The organism is Gilvibacter sp. (genome assembly GCF_013214815.1).
Lineage (GTDB): Bacteria > Bacteroidota > Bacteroidia > Flavobacteriales > Flavobacteriaceae > Gilvibacter.
This window is the reverse complement of sequence record NZ_JABSPU010000011.1, coordinates 32800-55839: the sequence shown is the minus strand read 5'-3', so window position 1 is coordinate 55839 and position 23040 is coordinate 32800. Positions and strand designations below refer to the sequence as shown.

The 23040-nt window shown below is 43.4% G+C and carries 15 protein-coding genes; 6 read left to right on the top strand and 9 right to left on the bottom strand.

The window, feature by feature from the left end; genetic code table 11:
* Positions 1-3: 3 nt before the first annotated feature.
* From HRT75_RS04180 to HRT75_RS04160, 5 genes are all read right to left on the bottom strand, one after another.
* Positions 4-693, bottom strand: coding sequence for a TIGR00730 family Rossman fold protein (locus HRT75_RS04180; RefSeq protein WP_272833347.1), 690 nt, complete (start codon positions 691-693; stop codon positions 4-6).
* A gap of 147 nt (positions 694-840) precedes the next feature.
* Complete coding sequence (uvrA, locus tag HRT75_RS04175; protein WP_291182993.1) at positions 841-3684, bottom strand: excinuclease ABC subunit UvrA; 2844 nt, start codon at positions 3682-3684, stop codon at positions 841-843.
* Positions 3685-3740: 56 nt separating this feature from the next.
* Positions 3741-4760 carry a hypothetical protein gene (locus HRT75_RS04170; RefSeq protein WP_291182991.1) on the bottom strand — a complete coding sequence of 340 codons (1020 nt, stop codon included), beginning with the start codon at positions 4758-4760 and terminating at the stop codon, positions 3741-3743.
* A 279-nt stretch (positions 4761-5039) separates the two neighbouring features.
* A complete protein-coding gene (ggt, locus tag HRT75_RS04165) occupies positions 5040-6746 on the bottom strand; it encodes a gamma-glutamyltransferase (RefSeq protein ID WP_291182989.1) in 1707 nt (568 codons plus the stop codon).
* The gene (locus tag HRT75_RS04160) at positions 6743-7327 is read right to left on the bottom strand and encodes an acyl carrier protein phosphodiesterase (protein ID WP_291182987.1); all 585 of its coding nucleotides are present in this window, start codon (positions 7325-7327) and stop codon (positions 6743-6745) included. Before HRT75_RS04160 ends, ggt begins: the two co-directional genes overlap by 4 nt.
* 70 nt (positions 7328-7397) lie before the next feature.
* Here HRT75_RS04160 and glmM point away from each other — a divergent pair, with 70 nt between their 5' ends.
* Complete coding sequence (gene glmM / locus HRT75_RS04155; RefSeq protein WP_291182985.1) at positions 7398-8786, top strand: phosphoglucosamine mutase; 1389 nt, start codon at positions 7398-7400, stop codon at positions 8784-8786.
* Here the strand turns inward: glmM and HRT75_RS04150 are convergent.
* Complete coding sequence (locus HRT75_RS04150) at positions 8783-9652, bottom strand: lysophospholipid acyltransferase family protein (protein WP_291182983.1); 870 nt, start codon at positions 9650-9652, stop codon at positions 8783-8785. The genes glmM and HRT75_RS04150 overlap by 4 nt on opposite strands.
* Positions 9653-9714: 62 nt before the next feature.
* Here HRT75_RS04150 and HRT75_RS04145 point away from each other — a divergent pair, with 62 nt between their 5' ends.
* On the top strand, positions 9715-10362 hold the full coding sequence (locus tag HRT75_RS04145; protein ID WP_291182981.1) for a rhomboid family intramembrane serine protease: 648 nt from the start codon (positions 9715-9717) through the stop codon (positions 10360-10362).
* The gene (locus HRT75_RS04140) at positions 10359-11051 is read left to right on the top strand and encodes an SIMPL domain-containing protein (protein WP_291182978.1); all 693 of its coding nucleotides are present in this window, start codon (positions 10359-10361) and stop codon (positions 11049-11051) included. The genes HRT75_RS04145 and HRT75_RS04140 overlap by 4 nt, the downstream gene beginning before the upstream one ends.
* Here the strand turns inward: HRT75_RS04140 and HRT75_RS04135 are convergent.
* Positions 11048-12163, bottom strand: coding sequence for a TlpA disulfide reductase family protein (locus HRT75_RS04135; RefSeq protein WP_291182976.1), 1116 nt, complete (start codon positions 12161-12163; stop codon positions 11048-11050). The two genes, HRT75_RS04140 and HRT75_RS04135, sit on opposite strands and share 4 nt — an antisense overlap.
* Before the next feature lie 122 nt (positions 12164-12285).
* Between HRT75_RS04135 and HRT75_RS04130 the strand changes: the two genes are divergently transcribed.
* Positions 12286-14658, top strand: a complete 2373-nt coding sequence (locus HRT75_RS04130) for a GAF domain-containing protein (RefSeq protein ID WP_291182974.1) — start codon at positions 12286-12288, stop codon at positions 14656-14658.
* Here the strand turns inward: HRT75_RS04130 and HRT75_RS04125 are convergent.
* Complete coding sequence (locus HRT75_RS04125; RefSeq protein ID WP_291182972.1) at positions 14655-15863, bottom strand: Pycsar system effector family protein; 1209 nt, start codon at positions 15861-15863, stop codon at positions 14655-14657. The two genes, HRT75_RS04130 and HRT75_RS04125, sit on opposite strands and share 4 nt — an antisense overlap.
* Positions 15864-15907: 44 nt before the next feature.
* Between HRT75_RS04125 and HRT75_RS04120 the strand changes: the two genes are divergently transcribed.
* A complete protein-coding gene (locus HRT75_RS04120) occupies positions 15908-19609 on the top strand; it encodes a metallophosphoesterase (RefSeq protein ID WP_291182970.1) in 3702 nt (1233 codons plus the stop codon).
* Between the two features lie 3 nt (positions 19610-19612).
* Here the strand turns inward: HRT75_RS04120 and HRT75_RS04115 are convergent, their stop codons facing one another.
* Entirely contained in the window at positions 19613-20452 is an 840-nt protein-coding gene (locus tag HRT75_RS04115; protein ID WP_291182968.1) for a hypothetical protein, read from the bottom strand.
* 176 nt (positions 20453-20628) lie between these two features.
* On the opposite strand from HRT75_RS04115, the gene HRT75_RS04110 reads away from it, so the two are divergent.
* Positions 20629-23040 carry an SLBB domain-containing protein gene (locus tag HRT75_RS04110; RefSeq protein ID WP_291182966.1) on the top strand — a complete coding sequence of 804 codons (2412 nt, stop codon included), beginning with the start codon at positions 20629-20631 and terminating at the stop codon, positions 23038-23040.

Below are 23040 nucleotides of genomic sequence, written 5' to 3'. Positions count from 1 at the left end.
AACTTAGAAGTTCGGGCTCAAGTTGTATTTCGAATAGAAGTTATTAAGAATTTCTAATACCTCGTCTTCTGTATCCACAATGTGGAACAGGTCAATGTCTTCGGGGCTGATGTTCCCGTTGTCTTCCAAAAGGGTTTGCTTGATCCAATCAATTAGACCGGACCAGAAGCTACTTCCTACTAAAATAATTGGGAAACGCTCTATTTTATGAGTTTGGATCAAGGTCATCGCTTCAAAAAGCTCATCCAAAGTTCCGAATCCTCCAGGCATCACCACGAAACCTTGAGAGTATTTTACGAACATTACTTTACGAACAAAGAAGTAATCAAAGTTGATGCTCTTGTCACTGTCAATATAGGGGTTGTCGTGCTGTTCAAAAGGAAGGTCAATATTCAGTCCAACTGAAGTTCCTCCAGCGATATGCGCTCCTTTATTACCCGCTTCCATGATACCTGGTCCACCACCAGTGATCACTCCGTAACCGTGGTCGGTGATCTTTTGCGCGATGCGTTCCGCGAGCTTGTAGTACGGATGGTCAGGTTTGGTTCGTGCAGATCCGAAGATAGAAACACAAGGCCCAATAAGACTCAGTTTCTCATAACCGTTGACAAACTCTCCCATGATCTTAAAGATCGCCCAAGAGTCGTTGGTCTTTACTTCGTTCCAACCTTTTGGATTGTTGTTTGCTTTCATTTATTTGATAATTTTTATTGAGCTGCCAATCAAGCAAATAAAAATTATCTGCATAAATCAACCGCTTCGCTTTCGCACAAAAAATTTAATTATTTCATCGGTAAGCTTCTAATTAAATTTATTTGCGCTCATTTCATTTATATATTTTTATTTCTTTACCGATTCCAACTCGCGCTTTAGGAAAGCCGCGGTGTGGCTCGATTTTACTTTTATAATTTCTTCTGGGGTTCCTTTGGCGACTACTTTGCCTCCGCCTTTACCACCTTCTGGTCCTATATCTATCAAATAGTCTACCATTTTTACAACATCTAGGTTGTGTTCAATGATCAGCACCGTATTTCCTTTGTCTACCAATTTGTTCAAAACCAACATCAAAACCCGAATATCTTCAAAGTGCAAACCGGTAGTGGGCTCATCTAAGATATAAAAAGTGTTGCCGGTATCACGCTTGGAAAGCTCTGTGGCGAGTTTAATTCGCTGTGCTTCTCCTCCGGAAAGAGTTGTTGATTGTTGCCCTAGGGTGATGTACCCGAGGCCTACATCTCTGATAGTCTTAAGTTTGCGATAGATCTTTGGAATGTGTTCAAAGAAATCGCAGGCCTCATTAATGGTCATTTCAAGAACGTCAAAAATGGATTTTCCCTTATAGCGAATCTCCAAAGTTTCACGATTGAAGCGTTTTCCTTGACAGGTTTCACATTCTACATAAACATCCGGCAGGAAGTTCATCTCAATGACTTTAAGACCACCACCTTTACAGGTTTCGCAGCGTCCACCGGCCACATTAAAACTAAATCGTCCCGGTTTGTAACCACGGATGGCAGCTTCCGGAACCTTCGCGAATAGCGAACGTATCTCAGAAAACACACCCGTATAAGTAGCAGGATTAGAACGTGGAGTCCTTCCAATAGGACTTTGGTTGATGTCAATCACCTTGTCTATATGCTCCAAACCACTGATCTTCTTATACGGAAGCGGTTTTTTAACGCCGTTGAAAAAGTGTGCGTTTAGAATTGGGTACAAGGTTTCGTTGATCAAGGTAGATTTTCCACTTCCAGAGACACCAGTAACACCGATCATTTTACCCAAGGGGAGATCAATGCTTACGTTCTTTAAGTTGTGCCCTGTAGCGCCTGTAAGGCTTAACACCTTGCCATTGCCTTCGCGTCGTTTGGCCGGCACTTCAATCATTTTGGTGCCTTTAAGATACTCCGCGGTAAGAGTAGGGTGCTCTAGAATCTCTTCTGGAGCCCCTTTAGAAACGATCTCTCCTCCGTGTTTTCCGGCGGCAGGTCCTATGTCGATCACATAATCTGCGTGTTCAATCATATCCTTGTCGTGCTCCACGACCAGGACGGAATTTCCAAGCTCTTTGAGTTTGACCAAAGAGTCTATCAGTTTTGCATTGTCTCTTTGGTGGAGTCCGATACTCGGTTCATCAAGAATATAGAGTACTCCAACCAATTGGGAGCCGATCTGTGTAGCCAAACGGATGCGTTGCGCTTCACCTCCGGAGAGGGATTTAGAGCTGCGGTTCAAGGAAAGATAGGTGAGTCCTACATCAACCAAGAACTGCAAACGCGCTTTAATTTCTTTTATCACCTCGGAGGCGATCTTCTTTTGTGACTCACTGAGCTTGTCGTCAATATTGTTGAACCATTCCAAGAGTTCCACCACATCCATTTTGGCTAAATCGGCAATGCTTTTATCGGCTACTTTGAAGTAAAGCGATTCTTTTCTCAAACGAGAACCATTGCACTCTGGGCATTCCACATGGTCCATATACTCCTTAGCCCAACGTTGCAATGACGCGGAATCATTGTTGTGGTAAGTATTTTCTATGAAATTTGCGATCCCTTCAAAATCGATCTTATACGTCCGGGTAATTCCCAAGGTTTTAGAAGCGACTTCAAACTTTTCGTTTCCGCCGTAGAGGATAATATCAACTGCCTCTTGAGGAATGTCTTCAAAAGGATCACTGAGTTTGAAGTTGTAGCGTTCTGCAATTAATTCCAGTTGCTTAAAGATCCAGTTGGATTTCTGCGGACCTTGTGGCGCCAGCGCTCCTTGTTTGATGGACAGCTTTTTGTCTGGAACAATCTTGTCTATATTGACCTCGTACAAATGTCCCAGTCCTTTACAGCTAGGACACATCCCCTTAGGTGAGTTGAAAGAGAAATTATTTGGCTCTGGGTTCGGATAGGAAATACCACTGGTAGGACACATAAGCGTTCTACTGAAATAACGCGTGGCTCCAGTCTCATTATCGATCACCATCAAGACATCGTCTCCATGGTACATCGCCGTTTTGATAGTTTCTGCCAAACGGTTGTCCAAGAGGGCAGAGGCGTCTACCAAAAGACGGTCAATTACAATTTCAATATCGTGGATCTTGTAACGATCCACTTTCATCCCGCTTACCAGATCCACAATCTCTCCGTCAACGCGGACTTTGATAAAGCCTTGTTTACCGATCTGCTCAAAGAGTTCGCGGTAATGTCCTTTTCTGGAACGAATCACTGGCGAGAGCACAGAGACTTTTCGTCCTTCAAAATCTTTAAGGATCAGCTCCTGAATCTGCTCATCGCTGTAAGAGACCATTTTCTCGCCGGTCTCATAACTGTAAGCATCGCTACCACGGGCGTAAAGCAGACGTAAAAAGTCATAGATCTCCGTGATGGTTCCTACAGTAGAACGCGGCGATTTACTGGTGGTTTTTTGTTCAATGGCAATTACGGGAGAAAGTCCGTCAATTTTATCCACATCCGGACGCTCCAATCCGCCTAAGAATTGACGGGCATAAGCCGAGAAGGTCTCTATGTATCTTCGTTGTCCTTCTGCATAGATGGTATCAAAGGCCAGGGATGATTTTCCGCTGCCTGAAAGCCCAGTGATCACCACTAGATTTTCTCTGGGAATGCGAACATCTATATTCTTGAGATTGTGTACTCGAGCCCCTAAAACTTCGATAAAATCGTCCTGATTTGCCATAGTTTGCAAAGGTACTGATTTGACCGCTAAAAACTCAGGGACTTAAGAAGCTTTTATCAACCTTGCATGCGGGTGGATTCGCTCAGCAGGAATTGGTAAAAGGAAGTAGCGATAAAAAACACCAAGGCGATGATCACCGACACACTTACTATGCTAAAAATCATAGATAGTTGCAGCAAGGAAGCCACTATAGGTAGTAGCACTCCAAAAATGATTAGCACAGCAAAAATGGCGTACAAGTAACGAACCATCCTTGGCAGTTTTTTATCGAATCCTTCCTGAAATTGATAGAGCTTGGGCAGAATTTCATTAGACATATATTCTCCAAGCTTAGAGAGGAAAACTTCGTTGAATGAAGAGTCCTCAAAGGCTTCATTGTCAATAGACAAAGCCAGTTTCATTATTTTATCCTGATGACGCTCATAGACATTGTTCAAATTGAGCGCTTCTTTGTAGGTACTGTATTTGTATCCGAAGTAATACCAAAGTCCAGACCCACATTTGTGTTCCAGCCATCGCTCTAATAAACGCTTGTCATAGATCTTCGGATGAGAAACACTTTCATTGATGCGTTTGTCCCGAGCGGAATTGTAAAGGAGGGACTTAAGCTCTAAATATAGGTTCTCTGTATCCTCATAGTTGTGCGATTCCTGCAGGAATTCAATGGCCAACTTTGATTTTCCTTTGTAAAACTCTTTGACCTCAAAGAAGGTGAGGCCTTCGTATTCATCGTCTATATACTCCTTAAGGCCAGGAAGCCACATTTTAGAGCGCAAAAGCAGTTCTACGATCTCTCTAAAGTTGTTCATCTTATCGGTAACTCGGCGCAGGTCAGAGAGCAAATTGTTCCGATTGGTTTTTACCGTCAGGACATTGGCGGCTAGATACACCATGATCACAGCGCCAAAAATGGCACTGATGTAAGTCAAGATGGTGTTGATGTTTTGCAGCAGAAGAGCGAACTCCGGGTCGGTCTGGCTTTTTTGCCACAGCAGGAAAAACAGGCCAATACAAAGCAGCCCACTGAAGATCAGCGGTATGATATTGAGTATATCCTTTTTATAGGATTTGGCCATAATTTGCACTTTTGATAGCGCTATGGCAGCAGGTCAAGCCCGTTTAAAGACCCGAACACACCAAAGTATGCAACGGCCCAAAAACGGCGTTGTAGTTTCGTTTTAAAGTAATTTTAAACTATAAGTATCTAAAAATCAATTAAATAAAATAGCCCCAAGTATAAAAATGAGTAGCTCCTGCTGCAACATAGAGTTACCTAATATGCCTCAAAAATAGAAAAATATCTTAAAATGTAGTACAAATCTTACTTTTTGTAAGAAAATACATCGCGTAACTTGCTAGTATCCAACGGCTGTATCGTCTCCTCTGCGGTCTGCTCCACCTTCCAATCTGCCGTCTGGCAATACAAGAATTCCATCTACCTTACCAATGATGGGTGAGTTGTTAGAATTCGGCAAATAGCCTTTGGTCTTTAGGCTGTCCAAAACGGCTTGATCAAATCCTTCAGGCTCAAACAAGATCACGTCTGGTAACCATTGGTGGTGGAATCGCGGTGCATTGACTGCTTCTTGCATGCTCATATCGAATTCATAGACATTGAGCACGGTTTGTAATACTGAGGTAATGATCGTGGAGCCACCGGGTGTGCCCACAGTCATCCAGAATTCACCATCCTTTTCAATGAGGGTTGGAGTCATAGAACTCAGCATGCGCTTTTGAGGCGCGATAGAGTTCGCTTCAGCTCCAATGAGTCCAAACATGTTGGGCACTCCAGGCTTGGCGCTAAAGTCATCCATTTCATTGTTTAAAAAGAATCCGAGCTCAGGGACATAAAGTTTAGAACCATAAGCTCCGTTGAGCGTTGTAGTTACTGCAATGGCGTTTCCATATGCGTCTACAATAGAGTAGTGGGTGGTTTCCATAGATTCTACAACCTCCACTTCACCGTAATTAATGCTCGATGAAGGTGTTGCCGCATCAAAGCTAAAGTCACTCATGCGACCGCTCAAGTAGGAATCGCTGGTTAAGATCTCCGTTGGAATGTCCACAAAGTCAGGATCTCCTAAATAATAACTTCGGTCAGCATAAGCACGGCGTTCCGCTTCTGTAATGACCTGAATGGCCTTTAAGCTATTGTGTCCGTAGCTACTCAGGTTATAAGGCTCGATCATTTTCATAATCTGCGCCAAACAAATTCCACCAGAAGAAGGCGGTGACATAGAAATGACACGCAAATCCTTATAATCAAAAACCACCGGTTCGCGCCACTCGGCTTCATAAGCTTTCAAGTCTTCTAGGGTGATAATTCCATCGTGTTTGTTGAGGTAGCTCACCAATTGCTCTCCCAAAACGCCGCTGTAAAAGGCAGAGCGCCCCTCAGTTTGAAGAGTCTTTAAACTGTAGGCAAGTGCTGGGTTCTTCACCGTATCTCCTGCCTTAAAGCCTTGACTGTAGAGTGTTTTTTGTTTGTTGATGGAATCAAAAAGGGCTGCATAATTGTCAAAACGCGCCTGTTGTTTTTCGGTCACTACATAACCGCGCTCGGCCAATTGAACTACAGGTTCTAACAAAGTTTCCATGGGCAGAGAGCCCAATTTTTCATGTACTGCAAATATACCGGCCACAGTTCCTGGCACGCCCACGGCCAATCCACCGATTTTGCTCTTCGCAGAAATGACATCTCCATTCTCATCCAAGTACATGTCTTTAAATGCAGCCATTGGCGCTTTTTCGCGATAATCCAAACCACCTAATTCTCCGTATTTAGTGCGATAAACCATAAAACCTCCACCTCCTAAGTTCCCGGCAAAGGGATAACTCACGGCCAAGGCCATCTCCGTAGCGATCATGGCGTCAAAGGCATTACCTCCCATTTTTAGAATCTCCGTTCCGATACGTGAGGCTTCTTCTCTGGCGGATACAACCATGGCTTTTTCAGTGATCAATCCTTGTTTAGACGGAGCTTCTACTGCAGTGGTTTTGGGTTCGTTCTTGCAACTTACAAGCAGTAAGATTGCAAACAGGCTGGCGAGTGTTTTGGTCATAGGGTTTTTAGTTTTTCGGCGCTGTAGGTAATGAGTTCAGCAAAAAAAGTGGTGAATTCCTCATAGAACTCGTCATAATGCGCTTCGAGCTCTAAGATAGCGAAATTCATCTTGGATCGGTTCTTGGTTCTGCGGTTCATTTGGAAGAGGATCTTTCCAATTCCCTCAACGGTAGCATAACTCAGTAGCCAATTGTGGGCAAACATAATGGGCATGATCTTTTGGATGCGTTCCGGGACGATGTCATGATGTGCCTGTAATAAGTCGTAAAAGGCTTGCACATATTGGTCCAGCGGTTGGTCGCTGTAATCGCTCCAATTGGCTGCGAGGAAGTGGTCATAAAGGATGTCTACTATAACTCCGCTGTAATGCCCGTATTTTTTGTGCAAGCGTTTGCTGCTTTGCTTGACTATAGGATGGCTGTCTGTAAAGGTGTCTATGGCGCGATGTAGAATAATGCCTCTTTGAATGCCTTCGGAATAATTCAGATAATCTTTTCCTTTGACGGCATCAGCTATAAAGTTGCCCACGGTTACTTCCGGATCACCTCCGGAGAGATAAATATGAGCGAGATAATTCATGTCTCGAATTTACAAAATCTAGCGACTAGAGCCTCTGAAGAAATACTATCTTTGCCAAAATTTATTGAGCATGACCCTAATCAAATCTATTTCTGGAATTCGAGGAACTATCGGCGGAAGCGCTGGTGACAATCTAACCCCTATTGATGCAGTGACCTATGCGGCAGCTTACGGTACTTGGATCAAGCAGCAGCGTGAAAAGACGAACTACAAAGTAGTGGTAGGTCGCGATGCGCGAATTTCAGGACCAATGATCCAAGAGTTGGTCATGCAGACCTTGATTGGAATGGGGATCAATGTTGTGGATTTAGAACTTTCTACTACACCTACTGTTGAGGTAGCTGTACCGATGGAACACGCAGATGGGGGTATCATTCTCACAGCCAGTCACAATCCGAAGCAATGGAACGCCCTAAAGCTCTTAAATGCGAAAGGCGAATTCTTAGATGCTGCTGCCGGACAAGAGATCTTAAACATAGCCAACAATCAAGATTTTGATTTCGCAGAAGTCGATGTTTTGGGCGAGATCAATAAGAACCAAGCGTATATGGATTTGCATATTGACGAGATCCTCGATTTGGATCTGGTTGACGCTGAGGCCATCAAAAAAGCTGGTTTTAAAGTGGTTGTGGACGGTGTGAACTCCAGTGGAGGAGTAGCTGTTCCACTGTTGTTAGACCGTTTGGGCGTGCAAACTGTGAAGTTATTCTGCGAACCTACGGGACATTTCCCGCATAATCCAGAACCGTTGAAGGAGCACTTAGGAGATATTATGAAAGCCGTTGTAGACGAGCACGCTGATTTTGGGATCGTAGTGGATCCTGATGTAGACCGTTTGGCTTTTATCTCAGAAGACGGCAGCATGTTTGGGGAGGAATACACCCTGGTCGCGGTTGCTGATTATATTTTGAGCCGAGTTCCTGGAAACACAGTTTCTAATTTATCTTCTTCACGAGCCTTGCGTGACGTGACTGAAAAGCACGGCGGACAGTATTTTGCCAGTGCAGTTGGTGAGGTCAATGTGGTGACCATGATGAAAGAGAAGAATGCCGTTATTGGTGGTGAAGGAAATGGTGGAATCATCTATCCAGAGCTGCATTACGGGCGTGACTCTTTGGTAGGAATTGCTTTGTTCTTAACGCATTTGGCCAATCAGACTAAAACGGTAAGTGAGCTTCGCGCCAGCTATCCGAGCTACTTTATGAGTAAAAAGAAGATCCAATTGACTCCAGATTTGGATGTAGATGGCATCTTAGCCGGAATCCACAGCAAATATGCTTCGGAGAATCCTACGACCATTGATGGGGTAAAGATCGATTTTGCAGATTCTTGGGTTCACTTGCGCAAATCCAACACGGAACCTATCATTCGTATTTATACAGAGGCGCCGTCTGCAGCTGCAGCGGACACTCTTGCAGATCGATTTATCAGTGAATTGAGTGAGTTGGCTGGGCTTTAAGCCTCTTTGCGATACTTCCAACGTTTATGAGACCAGAGGTAGAATTCTGGAGCTTCTTTGATCTGAGATTCCAAAGCATCCAAAAAACTGCGGGTGACCGGATATTCGTTGGCCTGCGTAGGATGCAAAGGCACTAAGGTGGCCTCATAATAGCCGCGTTTTACCTTTTCTACATGCAAATAAAGATGAACCAGGTCTAATCTACGGCCGAGCTCTTCTCCTCCTGTAAATACAGGTACTTCCACACCCATAAAGGGCTCCCAGTGTTTGGCAACCGTTGGTCTTGGAGTTTGATCACTCAGCATAAGCGTTATGGAAGAAACACCCTCTTTTTTATTTCTAAAGAGGGTTGAAACGATCTGTTTGTTGTTGACAATTATACCTCCGAAACGACCGCGAATCTTGCGGACCATGGCGTCAAAGGACGGGTCCTCTAATTTTTTATAGACGGCATAGCCTTGTACAGGAATAGACTTTTGCAAAATTCCGCTCCATTCCCAAGAGGCATAATGGCCACACCACAAAAGCACAGAACGGTTGTTGTTGAAAACTGGCTTAAGGACCTCTAAATTTTTATAAACAAAGCGTTTTTCTGCCTGCTCTTGACTGATGGTATAACTTTTAATGGTCTCCAAAACAAAATCACAGAAGTGGCGATAGAATCCTTTTCTGGTTTTTTTGATTTTTACCTCGTCCCAATTGGGAAATGCGAGTTGAAGGTTGTTGTAAACGACTTTTTTTCGATAGCCAATGAGGTGATAAGTCAGCAAGAAAAGAAAATCAGCTAAGGCGTAAAGCGACCAAAACGGTATTTTGGAAATGGCCCAGACCAGTGATTTAACTAGAATATATCCTGCTTTACGCATCAAAAAAATTTAAGCAAAACTAACTAAAATTAATTCATTAATTTGGTCTTCAAAGTGCAATTATGTTAGATATAGCCCCGGTTACCATACTGCTTATAGGTGCCAACATTCTGTTTTCTTCTAAAGGATTCCAGGACTTTTCATTTTTTGAGAAATACAAATTCAATGTCGGGGCAATTCGCCGCGGAGAATATGTGCGTTATCTCTCTTCTGGATTCTTACACGCAGACTGGACCCACTTACTGGTCAATATGCTGACCCTTTACTTTTTTGCGGGAGCCATTATGAACCGATTGGGTTTGATCCCTTTTTTGATCATCTATTTTGCAAGCTTGTTGGTTGGGAACTTTTTGTCTTACGCCTTCCACAAGAATGAATACCATTACAGCGCCATTGGCGCAAGTGGAGCGGTCTCCGGAGTGGTTTTTGCTTTTGTATTATTGTATCCAGATCAGAACCTCTATTTGTTCTTTGCCTTACCGATAAAGGCTTGGCTCTTTGGAATCCTGTATTTAGTTTACTCCATTTACGGCATGCGGAATCAATTGGGTAATATTGGTCACGACGCTCACTTTGGAGGGGCTGTTGCAGGTTATGCGTTAACACTTTTATTTGAACCTTATCTACTGGAAGCTCGGACAGAAATAGTTCTTCTGATGGCGGTTCCAATTGTGGCACTGTTTGTGCTAATCAAACAAAAACGAATATGAGAACATTTTTTTTATTTATCAGTCTAGCTATTATGAGTATGAGCATGCATGCGCAAGCAGAGGCCTTTCCGTCACGTGTTGATGTTACAGGAACGGGGGTGGTCAAGATCACTCCAGATCAGGTTTTGATTAGCCTTCGAGTGGAAAATACGGGGCAGGAAGCTGCAGCGGTCAAGAAACAGAATGATCAAGTAGTCGCAGCCGTGTTGCGCTTTTTAAAGGATTCAGACATCCCGGACACCGATGTCCAAACGGAGTACATCAGACTCAATAAGAACTACAACTACAATTCCAAGACCTATAATTATCAGGCTAATCAAGCAATCAATGTCCTACTTAAAGATCTGACCAAGTATGAAGCTGTAATGAATGGTTTGATCAGCTCCGGAGTCAATCGTATTGACAATATAAGCTTTGGGAGTTCAGAACGAATCAATTTAGAGGCTGAGGCGCGTAAAAAGGCGGTGCAGCACGCACAACAAAAAGCACGTGAATACGCGGGTGCTTTGGGACAGGAAATAGGAAGAGCTGTAAAGATCAGTGAACAGACCGCTACGGTTATGCCTGCAGTGAACATGCGATCTTTTGCAGTAGCTGATGCTGCTGAAAGCGAACCGACAATTGCTCCTGGAGAATTGGAGATTTGTGTTAATGTGCAAGTGAGTTTTCTACTCTTGGCAGACGACTAGTTGTCAAACAGCTGAGCCAGTTTAGCTTCTAGCTGAGGCCCTCTAAGGTTCTTGGCAATGATCACCCCGTTTTCATCCAACAGGAACGATGCAGGAATTGCGTGTACGTTGTACATGCGGGCAATAGGATCTTGCCAGAATTGCAGGTTAGAGATCTGCGGCCAAGGCAGTCCATCATCGGCAATGGCTTTGATCCAGCGGGCCTTCCCATTAGGCTGATCCAAAGAAACTCCAATGATATTGAAGCCTTGGTCATGATAGGCTTCATAGGCTTTAACCAAATTCGGGTTTTCAACACGACAAGGCTTACACCAAGAAGCCCAAAAGTCAATAAGGGTAAATTTTCCTTTAACCTCCTTTAGAGAAACGATCTCTCCTGCGGGATTTGGCGCTTCAAACTTTGGAGCGATACCACCGATCTCCACGTTTTTCATAGCCTCTAAAGATTCTTTTACAGTCTTTCCGATCAGGGTGTTTAGTACTTCTGGACTGGTATTCTCAACGATCTCGCGAGCCTCATCCGCCGTGATGTCCTTTTTGTTGATCAGTTCAGAAAGAATGATCATGGTAAACAGAGAGTTTGGATTTTGCTGTACAAACTGCTTTTTAAAAGCGCGTTCTGCAGACATGAGCTCTTTGTTCTCCTCCTGCAGGATGTTGATCAAAATTCCATCCTGTTCTTGACGAGCTTGCTTATAAGCAGCCGCTTTCTCTTTTTTCAAAACTGCGTATTGACGCAAGGTTTGATTGTATTCACCATACAGGTCATTGCTGCGGCCACCAGTGGCTCGAGAAGCCTGCATACTGTCCTTGTACATGGTGATCTTGATGTCCTGATTCTCATTAAAGACGATCATATTCTTACGGCCAATAGGTTCGGTGATCAATCGAAGCTCAGATCCTTCCACAGTTTCCAGATCAATACTGACCTTTCCGCCTTGAACGATAAGGGTGTCCAAAATGACTGGTTGGTTGTTCTCATCGATGCTCTGCCAATAGAGTTTGGTGCCTTCCTCAAAACCGAGGGCAGTACCTGTTAATTTTTTCTGACCGCTATCGCCTCCACAGGCTGTTAAAATTGCGGCTATTGCCGTAACGAATAATAATCTCATACGTCTAAAGAGTGTAAAGGACAAAAATAGCGATTCGCGGCAATAAATTTTGTTAAGATTATATTATTGTATCTTTGCAATAAGAGTCCTTAATTAGGCGTCTAAGTAATTGATTTCTAGGCATGAATCTGAGTGATGACAACTTTCCGTTAACCATAAAAATTGGGTTCGGAAAACTCTTTGAACACTACAAAGAGCATATTAATAGCACGGATCCGCTAGTACAAGAGCGCGCAAAAGCGGTGCTTGAACTGGCCGATAAGCATCCGGAGCTGACCACTGGTTTGGAAACTCCCGAAGATGTGGAGCGTTTCAAGCCGCAGATCGACTTTATTCTAAGCGATCTGTTTTCTCCTGTATTACAGCGCAATGAAATCAAGATAGCGACCATTCCGTTTCGCAATTACGTCTTTAAATCGACCCAACGTTTTGAGAGTATTCTCAAGAATGCAGAGGGTAATTACGATCTAAGTTTTACAGATTTTACTGCGGATGAGTTCTATGTGATGAGTTGTAGCGTGATCTTAGGAGCACATTACGGCAAGCGCATGGACTTTAGACGTCCGTTCCATTTTGCGATTCCGGACAGTAATCAAATTACAAGAAACTACCGCGTGCTTTACAACGGAGATTTCATTGAGATGAAACCTACTGAAAGAGCTTTAGCCCTTACGGAAGAGGATATCGCGGAGCTTATTGATAATTACGACAATATTGAACTTTGGAAATCCAAGTTTCCGCCTCAAAGCTGGGAGTTTAACGGTTTTGTGATCGGAAATATGTACGATGCTACCGTGGATGTAGCGCTGTCTGATCTCAAAGCCACCCTTTTGCGTCAAAACGATGAAAAGGTTGATGAGGACATCGAAGAGTTTCAAACCATTTTACAGGCGATTTTCAACTTGCCAGATATCAAGATGGGGTTTGCGGTTTACAATGCTGAGGAACATCAGTTTGAACCCATTCCACAGGGAAAGAACATCAACAGTTTTATCCTCAACGGTGAAATGAGCGCCTCTTGCGACAGAGCGCTTTGTCCGCATTCTTATGAGGCTTTGTTTGTCTCTAACGAATACTATTGTGTTTCTGACGTGGAGCGTTTCCACAGACTGTATCCTAAGAATCCACTATACAAAAAATTACACGCTCAAAAGGCGGGAAGCGCCATTTTGGCCGCTGTCCGTGATGAGGGCAAAGTTTTGGGAGTGTTGGAATTGGTTTCTCCAAATCCGCAGGAACTCAACTCCATCAATGCCAATAAACTCAATGATATAATGCCGTATATCATTGACTCGGTGCGGAGTTCCAAGCGCAGAGAAGAGAATGAGATCGAGCTTTTGATTCAACATGAGTGTACGTCCATCCACCCCAGCGTGCACTGGAAGTTTGTGCAGGAATCCAAGCGCGTATTGGCCAAGCGCTATGCCGGAGAAGAGGTAGGATTTAGAGAGATTGTCTTTGATAATGTGTATCCGCTTTTTGGGCAGATCGATATCAAAGGTTCTTCTGTAGCCAGAAATCACGCGATTCAAGCGGATTTGATTTTACAGTTGGCGGCGATAAAAGACGTGATCAAACTCGGCTTGGAGAAAGAACCCATGCCGATCTACGAACAATACATACATCGCATTGACAGCTATTTAGAGATCATACACAAGGATTTGAAGGTGGACAGCGAGCAAAAGATACGCTCCTTCATCAAAGACAATATCAAGCCCTTATTTGATCACTTCAATAAATTGTCTCCAGAATTAGCCGCTGCTATTGCTGATTATCGTGGACAACTTGATCCAAACTTAAATTTGATCTATAAGCACAGAAAAGATTACGACAACTCCATTACCTTGATCAATAAAAAGATGTCCGAACTCTTGGATAAGAAGCAAGCCAAAGCACAAGGGATGTATCCGCATTATTTTGAACGCTTCAAAACGGATGGGGTAGAGCACAATATGTATATCGGTGAGTCCATCACCAAGCAAGACAGCTTCAACAAGCTGTATCTCTACAATTTGCGCCTCTGGCAATTACAGGTGATGTGTGAGATGGAGAATGCTTACTACAATATGAAGCCCAAGCTTCCATTAGATCTTGACGTAGCCTCGATGATCTTAGTTTTTAACTCGGCGCTTTCGGTTCGTTTTAGAATGGATGAAAAACGCTTTGATGTTGATGGAACCTACAATGCCCGTTATGAGGTGGTTAAAAAGCGTGTAGATAAAGCCTATATCAAAGGTACCACCAAGCGTGTAACCAAAAAGGGCAAGATCGCTATTGTGTATTCTCAACGCAGTGACGAGCAGGAATACTTGCGTTATATCAAGTTCTTGCAGTCCAAAAACGTTTTGAGTGATAAGGTAGAGGTCGTGGAATTAGAAGATCTACAAGGCGTAACAGGTCTTAAGGCGATCCGCGTGGATGTTCTTTACAAGACTAAAAAGAACGACAAGCAGTTCTACACCTATGAAGATCTGATGAAAGAGATCAAGAATTAAGTTCCCATTGCTTCACGGATTCCCGCAGACCATTGAAAGGCAATGGCAAAGGCAATTACAGAGACAATAATTCCTACGATGAATACCGTATAGGTCAGTCGGAGGATCTTGTATTTTCTGTCCAGGACAATTCCTAAGAAATAAAGATCCTTGGTCATGGCAGAGTAGATGTAATCCTTGTCGTTGAGCATTTGATTGATCGCCCAATCAAATTCCTTGTATTCCATTTTGTGAAAGTTTCCGAAGAACAAAAGATTCACGCGTTTTTGTTCTACATCTTCACGGGTGAATTTTCCTCGAGTCACGTTAGGTCTTGTGGCCAATACCGATAGAATCATTGATGCTACACTGAAGATCACGAATACTACGGTGGGAACAATCAAATAGGCGTTAGAAGGATTGTCCAGTTTTGGAATTAAGTTAGACAAGGCTAAGGAGATGATGATCGCGTTTACGGAAAGCAAGATGTTTGCCTTGGTGTCTGCAATATCGCTGAGTTTGATGTGATTTCGCAGCGTCACACGATACATGGATTGAATGGCCTTTTCTGGGCTTTCATCTTTGAGCTTGGCTTTGAGTTTGGCAAGCTTGGCCTTCTTTTTCTTTTCTTTTTGAGAGGCGCTTTCCTCTTGGAGCATTTTTAGGTTCAGCGCTTTTTGAGGCTCCCATTTTTCTTTTGCATAATCGGTATACCACTCGTGTTTATTAGCAAACATATCTATGTTCACCAATGTCCATTTGCGGGTAGAATAATCTTGGATATTCAAGTTTTTAAGCTCCTCTCTCAAGTATTCTGAGGCCTCTAGGTAATAGTCTTTGGCAAAATGAGAAGCGTCCGCATCTCTTATGATGTATTCCAGCTCATCCTTTGGAGTGTAAACCATCTTTGTGGCAAGGATACAGCGCTTAACTGTATCTATTTGATCCTGAGGCACGTCTTGCGAAGCCAAGTAGTCTTGTGCCATATTCGCACTGATCTCCTCGTGTCCGTCCCATTGCTTTATGTATCCAACATCGTGGAGCAGCGCGGCAAGCTCAAGCGCTTCGGCATCTTTCTCGCTTACGGAACTGTGTTCCAAAATTTCTTTTGTACTTTTAAATACGCGTTTGGTATGGAGTAGATTGTGGTAGACGATCTCGGGAGGAAGTTTCTCTTCTAATAGTTGTGAAACGTACTCGTGAGTATTTTGGATAAGGGAATTCATCTGTTCGATTATTACGCCAAATTACTAAATTATCATTACTTCTTATGTCGAAATTTAAACTCGTCCTTTCTTTGGCGCTTGCATTTATTGTTCTGAGTTGTGCTACCTACTCAACAAAGATCGCTGAAGACTCGACTTACACCCAACCCCCGTCGACAGCAAAAAAGACCCATTCCATATTTCTTTTAGGCGATGCTGGTTTTGCTAGTCAGGACCCTGATAAGTATTCCATTGACGGTTTTAAGGATATTCTGGAAGCAGAAGGTCAGGCTGATGATATCGCCATTTTTCTAGGCGATAATATCTATCCCAAAGGCCTTCCGCCTAAAAAAGACAAAACTTACGATGCTGCAAAAGGCTATTTAGATGCTCAAGTTGCAGCCATAACCAATTTCAAAGGAGCAGCTTATTTCATACCTGGAAACCACGATTGGTACAGTCGCGGACTGCCCGGATTAAAGCGTCAAGAGGAATATTTGGAGAAAGCCACCGATAACAATGAGGTGTTTCAACCGGAGAAGGGTTGTCCAATAAGAACCAAATCCATCAATGATGATCTGGAGATCATTTTTATTGATACCCAATGGTTCATGGTGGATTGGGACAAGCACCCGACCATGAATGACGACTGCGATATCAAATCCCGCAATGACTTTTTCTTGGAGTTGGAAGGAGAACTCAAAAAGAACAATGAGAAGACCATTATTGTAGCTACACACCATCCAGCAATAACCTATGGACCGCATGGAGGCTATTTTGCAGCTCGTCAACATTTGTTTCCATCAGGCAGTAAGATTCCCTTGCCGATCTTAGGTTCTTTTGTGGCTTTGGCGCGTTCTCAAGGCGGAGTGACCAATCAAGATCGCTACAACAAAAGATACGATGAGCTCATGGACCGCATAACTACTATGGTCACAGCTTCAGATCGAGCAGTGATTGTTTCCGGACATGAACACACCCTGCAATACATTGATCTGGATAATATCAAACAGATTGTATCTGGTGCGGGATCCAAAAGCAATCCAGTTGCCTTAGGGCCTGGTGCAGATTTTGTTTCTAGTTCTCGAGGATTTGCGGTGCTTGATATTTATGACGATCGATCCAGTAAGGTCCGCTTTTATACTATGGACGGAGCTACTGCAACTTTAGTGCATTCCGCAGATGTTCATCCTGCTGAGAAGCCTTTTGATACGAGTGGTTTGCCGACTGACTTTGAAAATGAAACAGCAGCTAAGGCATACAAAGAAGGCACTGATAAAACCGATGGATACCGCTGGTTCTGGGGAGATCACTATCGTTATGTCTACGGTACAGACATCAAAGTTCCTGTGGTCACCTTAGATGAGTTTATGGGAGGCTTCACTATTGAAAGAAAAGGTGGAGGACACCAGACCCGATCGTTGCGATTGATTGACGGTCAGGGCCGTAACTTCGCATTACGCGCTGTAAAGAAAAGTGCGGTGCAATTCCTTCAAACAGTGGCTTTTAAGGATAATTATGTAGAAGAAGACTTTAAAGAGACCCTCACAGAAGATGTACTCCTTGATTTCTACACCTCCAGTCATCCATTTGCGAGTTTTACCGTTGGGCCGCTCTCTGATGCCATCGGATTATACCATACCAATCCACAGCTGGTCTATATGCCAAAACATCCGGCATTGGGCAAGTATAATGAGGAGTTTGGCGATGAGCTTTACATCATTGAGGAACGACCAGATGACGGCTTTTTAGACGTTGCTTCTTTTGGAAATCCTGATGATATAGAAAGCACGTCAGATATGTTGGCCAACTTACGTGCCGATGAAAAATATCAAGTCGATGAGGCGAGTTATATCAAGGCGCGTTTGTTTGATATGTTGGTGGGAGATTGGGACCGTCACCAGGATCAATGGCGTTGGTCTCGATTTGATATCTCAAAAGATCAGAAGGTTTATCGTCCCATTCCACGTGATCGGGATCAGGTTTATTCCAATTATGACGGAGCTCTTTTAGATTTCTTGAAAGTGATCATTCCGACCACAAGACAATTTCAAGAGTTTGATTTTGAGCAAAAAGATATAAAGTGGATCAACTCCGCAGGGATCAAATTAGACCGAGCACTCACTCAGGACAGTAATCTCAATGTTTGGCTGGAGCAGGCGGCTTACATACAACAACAAATGACCGATGAGGTCATAGAGCAAGCATTTTCTAAGCTTCCTCCGGAAGTTCAGGATGAAACTGCCGAGGACATCAAGGCAAAACTCAAAGCACGTATTCTGGACTTAGATGACTTAGCGCAACGCTACTATACTTATTTGAGCAAGTTGGTAATCATCACTGCCACTGACAAAGATGATCTGATCAATATTGAACGCGGTCGTGGGGAGACCAGAATCACCGTAAGTCGCATTAAAGACGGAGTTGCACAAGCCCCGTTCAAAACCAGAACAGTTAAGAGTTCTGAAACCAAAGAGGTTTGGATTTACGCTTTGGATGATGACGACAGAATTACTGCCAGTGGGGGTGGAAACAACCCGGTGTTTATTCGTGTGATTGGTGGACAGAATAACGATATCTATGATCTTGAGGATGGACGTCGCATAAAGATTTACGATCATGCCTCCAAGCCGAATACCATTGTAAATACAGGAGGAGCTGAGCTGCGATTAAAAGACATCTATTCCAATAACGTTTACGACTTTGACAAGTATATCAATCGCATCAATATGATAGTGCCTACCATTGGGTTTAATCCCGATGATGGTATCAAGATCGGTGCGACCAATACCTACACGGTAAAAGGGTTCAAAAACGATCCTTATCACAGAAAGCATGTGGTTAGCGCGGGTTATTTCTTTGCCACTCAAGGTTTTGATTTGAAGTATCAAGGAAATTTTGCCAACACTTTTGGCAATTGGGATTTGGTTGCTGGTGCGCGATTTACAAGTGAGAATTTTGCTTTGAATTTCTTCGGATTCGGAAATGAAACGGACAATTTTGACGATGATCTTGGTTTGGATTTCAATCGAGTTAAAACGGGTATTCTTCAAGGGTCGATCGGTGTACAAAAAATAGGTGATGCGGGGAGCAGTTTCGCCGTATCGCTGCGCGCAGAGCGCATAGAGTTAGACCCGACTCCGGACAGATTCGTGACCCAGTTCTTTGATGCTAACGATCCAATTCTCACTGACTCAAAAACCTTTGGTACGCTGCTGTTCCACTACAATTACACGGGAGCAGATAATAGAGCTTATCCAACACGTGGAATATTCTTTGACTTTTCAGCAGGAGCAACAGCCAATCTCAAAGAAAGCGACAGAAACTTTGCCTTTATAAAACCCTCCCTTGAGTTTTACAGCGCGCTAATTGGCTCGCGTAGGCTGGTGTTGCGCACTCAAATTCAAGGACAGTTTAACATTGGAGACAATTTTGAATTCTATCAAGGGGCCGTTTTAGGGGCTAATACGGGTCTTAGAGGCTATCGTCACCAGCGATTCACAGGAGAGAGTGCGTTGGCCATGTCTGCAGATTTACGCTTACAACTCACTAAGTTTAAAACGGGCTTATTGCCTTTGAAACTCGGGGTGTTTGGTGGTTATGACCTAGGACGTGTTTGGATTGACGGAGAAGACTCAAATATCTGGCACGATAGTGTTGGTGGTGGTCTTTTAGTGACTGCTGTAGATGCGATCTCAGGTCAGTTTGGGCTGTTCAATAGTGATGACGGCTTGCGATTCTCATTTGGATTTGGAGTTTCCCTCTAAAGCTTACTCTTTGAGTTGAAGCAGATATAACCATTGGCTCCCTTTGTTGCGTTCTTCGCTAATAAACACCTCTTGGCTGTTTTTAAAACACAGGCCTTCTTTTTGAGAATCGTCCTCAAATTCGTAGCGCTCTAAGGTAATAGCGTCCAATGCGTTTGGATCAAAATCTGGAATGAGCCACAAGTTTTTATGGCTCAATAAAGCTAATTGACCGCTTTCTTTGTGAAATGCCGCTGCAGTAATCTTGCAATTCTTTTCTTTGCCGCACAGGGGAATGGTGCCGCAGAAGCGCGCAGTTTGCGTCCCATTTTGCGCTAGCACTTCAAAAACTGCGGTTTGGTCTTTGAATTTATTCCGAAAGGTCTTGGTGAATAAGTAAAAAGAGCCGTCGCGGTAGATCAAGGCTTCCACATCGTATTTGATCTTGCCCTTTTTAGTAGTGTAGTTTTTTGGAAACTCAATGGTTGTGGTCAACACAGTTTGAGTATCATCAGCATCTGGAAGCACACCATAGATCGTCAAGCTTTTTCGGGAAAAATCATTATTTCCAGTATCGCTAATAAATACCATGCCCTTATCTCCAATGGCTAAGTCTTCCCAATCTTCATTGTAGGTGTCTGGAGGGAACACCTTTTTGATCACCTCGCCATTTTCCAAATCGATGGCGTAGAGAACATCCCGATTACCGCTGTCATTGTGTGTCCAGAGAAGCTTTCCATCATAGGCCAAGCCACTTGACTCACTTACTTCGTTTGACAAAGGAGTAAGTCCTTGGAGTTGCCCTAAAAATAAAGTTGGTGTTAGGAGGAATACGAAAGTGCAGATGTATTTGAATTTTCTCACAGACCAAAGTTACAAAGAAGTATGCTTTTTGGTGCTTTTTACAAGCCAAAGATACCCTTCTTCATTTCTCCCAAAGACTTGCGGAAAAACTAGGGTTCTTGGCTATATTTTTTATATTTGCGCAAGTTTTGAGGGCTGGTTTTTTTAGTCCCTGAGAATATCAATTTATCGACCACATGATTACATCCAAGTTTGTGAAGCAATTATCCCTTGTGGCAATGTTTTTATTTGCCATAGGGATTCAACAAACAACGGCCCAAGGCTCAGTGTCTGGGGGCGATCTTAACAACCTAACTGATTCCGAACTTTTGGAATACTGGGAGCAACTCCACGCTCAAGGTTATACCATTGATCAAGTTAAAGCTGTAGCACGAGCTCGCGGGATTTCTCCCCAGCAGATTGCTGCCTTAGAAGAGCGTTTAATGTTGTTGGACGGTCAGGCGGCTTCTGATGTTTACGACACCACTTCTAATCCGCTGACTTTAAGTACGCCCGCAACCGCAACGGCAAACACTTGGGGAAGAGCGGTGGTTAAAGATTCACTTTTCGGATTTGATTTCTTTGCCAACGACAATATCTCCTTTGCACCAAATCAAAACCTAGCAACTCCGGAATCTTATGTTTTAGGACCTGGAGATGAGTTGGTGATAAGCGTTTGGGGAGCGGCAGAAAGTAATTATTTGGTTGAAGTTGACCGAGAAGGCGCCTTACGTATTCCAAACATAGGGCCCATATATGTAAGTGGAATGGCCATCAAAGACGCCAAACTAAAAATAAGAAGTGCTCTTAAGCGGGTTTATGCAGGACTTACTGCTCCAGCTAGTAGCCCATATAGAGTGAATTTAGATATCGCTATATCAAATGTACGCACCGTTCAGGTCAACATTATCGGAGAAGTTAAAGTTCCAGGTAGTTATAGTTTGAGTGCCTTATCTACAGTACTCAATGCTCTTTATGCCAGCGGTGGACCAACACGAGAAGGGACTTTTAGAAACATTAAGCTGGTTCGTAATGGGGAAGACGTGGCCGTTTTTGACGTATACCAATACTTAGTTCGAGGCGCTCAGGACGGAAACCTTACCCTTCGTGATGGTGATGTGCTTTTAGTAGGACCTTACGAGACTCGCGTTACGGTTAGTGGTCCAGTAAAGCGACCTGGGATCTACGAACTGAAAGAAAATGAAACCTTTGCAGATCTATTTGTTTACACCAGTGGATTCAAAAGTAATGCCTACAGGGATCTGATCGTTCTGGAGCGCATTGAGAATGACCGTCGTAGAGTTGTGGAAATTCCACTTGCTGAAATGAAAAGTGCCCAGCCTAAAGACGGAGATCGTATTCGAGTACAAGGAATCATTGACAAGTTTGAAAATGCAGTAAGCATTGAAGGAGCTGTATACCGACCAGGAACATATGAATTCCAAAACGGGCTGACGCTAAAAGGCTTGATCGATAAGGCTAGTGGTGTTAATGAAACGGCCTTTATGCAGCGCGGTATTTTGATCAGTACCACAGATGGTGTTAAGAAAACTTCACGTTCCTTTTCTGTTGCAGAGGTGATCAATGGACAAAACGATATTAGTTTACAACCCAATGATGAGGTTCGTATCTACAATAAATACAGCTTGACCGAGGAACAAACGCTAACCATTGACGGTGCGGTAAATAACCCAGATAGCTATCCGTACATTGAAAATCTTACTGTTGAAGATCTGATTTTGATCGCTGGAGGATTGCGTGCTGGAGCTAATCCAATGGTTATTGATGTTTACAGAAGAATCAACGACGATAGTTTTGAAACTTTGACAGAGAGCTTCTCAGTGAGCGCGGACGAAACTTTGAGTCAAAGCACTGGAGGATTCGTATTACAACCTTTTGATCGTGTAGCGGTTCGATATATGCAGGGGTACGGCGATTACAAAACAGTACAAATTGGCGGAGAGGTAATTCGTCCAGGATCTTATTCCTTGGCTCAGAAAGACGAGCGTATTTCAGATCTAGTAGACCGTTCGGGCGGTGTATCTCCTTATGCCTTTGTGGAAGGAGCTTATATGATCAGAAAGAATCCTTACTACAATGAAGAGATTCAAAATTCCGTACGCGTAGATCTGCAAGACAGTACTGCAACGAATCTAGACCTGCGTAACCGCAGCGAATTCAAAGTAGGTATTGATCTTCAAAAGATATTGAGCACGGACGGGAGAGGCTCTAAATACGACCTGATCTTAGAAAACGGAGATGAGCTTTTCATTCCATCTACCAAGCAAACCATTAAAGTAGAAGGAGAGGTGCTTTCTCCGAGCATGGTTCGCTTTGATGAAAACTTTACCCTCTTAGATTATATAAACCGTTCGGGTGGTTTTTCAACCAACGCCAAACAAGGCAAAGTTTATGTGGTCTACGCCAATGGTGATATCGCATCAACCAAACGCTTTTTGTTCTTTAGATCATTTCCTAAATTAAAACCAGGTGCTATTATTTTGGTGCCGGCTAAACCAGACAGACGTCCATTAACGGTACAGGAAGGAGTTGGTATTACCACAGGATTGGTAACCGTTGGGCTTTTAATTGATAGACTTATAAGATAA

Excerpts from the sequence above, each read along its gene's own strand:
- HRT75_RS04180 (WP_272833347.1), bottom strand. The coding sequence starts at position 693 with ATGAAAGCAAACAACAATCCAAAAGGTTGGAACGAAGTAAAGACCAAC.
- uvrA (WP_291182993.1), bottom strand. The coding sequence starts at position 3,684 with ATGGCAAATCAGGACGATTTTATCGAAGTTTTAGGGGCTCGAGTACAC.
- HRT75_RS04170 (WP_291182991.1), bottom strand. The coding sequence starts at position 4,760 with ATGGCCAAATCCTATAAAAAGGATATACTCAATATCATACCGCTGATC.
- ggt (WP_291182989.1), bottom strand. The coding sequence starts at position 6,746 with ATGACCAAAACACTCGCCAGCCTGTTTGCAATCTTACTGCTTGTAAGT.
- HRT75_RS04160 (WP_291182987.1), bottom strand. The coding sequence starts at position 7,327 with ATGAATTATCTCGCTCATATTTATCTCTCCGGAGGTGATCCGGAAGTA.
- glmM (WP_291182985.1), top strand. The coding sequence starts at position 7,398 with ATGACCCTAATCAAATCTATTTCTGGAATTCGAGGAACTATCGGCGGA.
- HRT75_RS04150 (WP_291182983.1), bottom strand. The coding sequence starts at position 9,652 with ATGCGTAAAGCAGGATATATTCTAGTTAAATCACTGGTCTGGGCCATT.
- HRT75_RS04145 (WP_291182981.1), top strand. The coding sequence starts at position 9,715 with ATGTTAGATATAGCCCCGGTTACCATACTGCTTATAGGTGCCAACATT.
- HRT75_RS04140 (WP_291182978.1), top strand. The coding sequence starts at position 10,359 with ATGAGAACATTTTTTTTATTTATCAGTCTAGCTATTATGAGTATGAGC.
- HRT75_RS04135 (WP_291182976.1), bottom strand. The coding sequence starts at position 12,163 with ATGAGATTATTATTCGTTACGGCAATAGCCGCAATTTTAACAGCCTGT.
- HRT75_RS04130 (WP_291182974.1), top strand. The coding sequence starts at position 12,286 with ATGAATCTGAGTGATGACAACTTTCCGTTAACCATAAAAATTGGGTTC.
- HRT75_RS04125 (WP_291182972.1), bottom strand. The coding sequence starts at position 15,863 with ATGAATTCCCTTATCCAAAATACTCACGAGTACGTTTCACAACTATTA.
- HRT75_RS04120 (WP_291182970.1), top strand. The coding sequence starts at position 15,908 with ATGTCGAAATTTAAACTCGTCCTTTCTTTGGCGCTTGCATTTATTGTT.
- HRT75_RS04110 (WP_291182966.1), top strand. The coding sequence starts at position 20,629 with ATGATTACATCCAAGTTTGTGAAGCAATTATCCCTTGTGGCAATGTTT.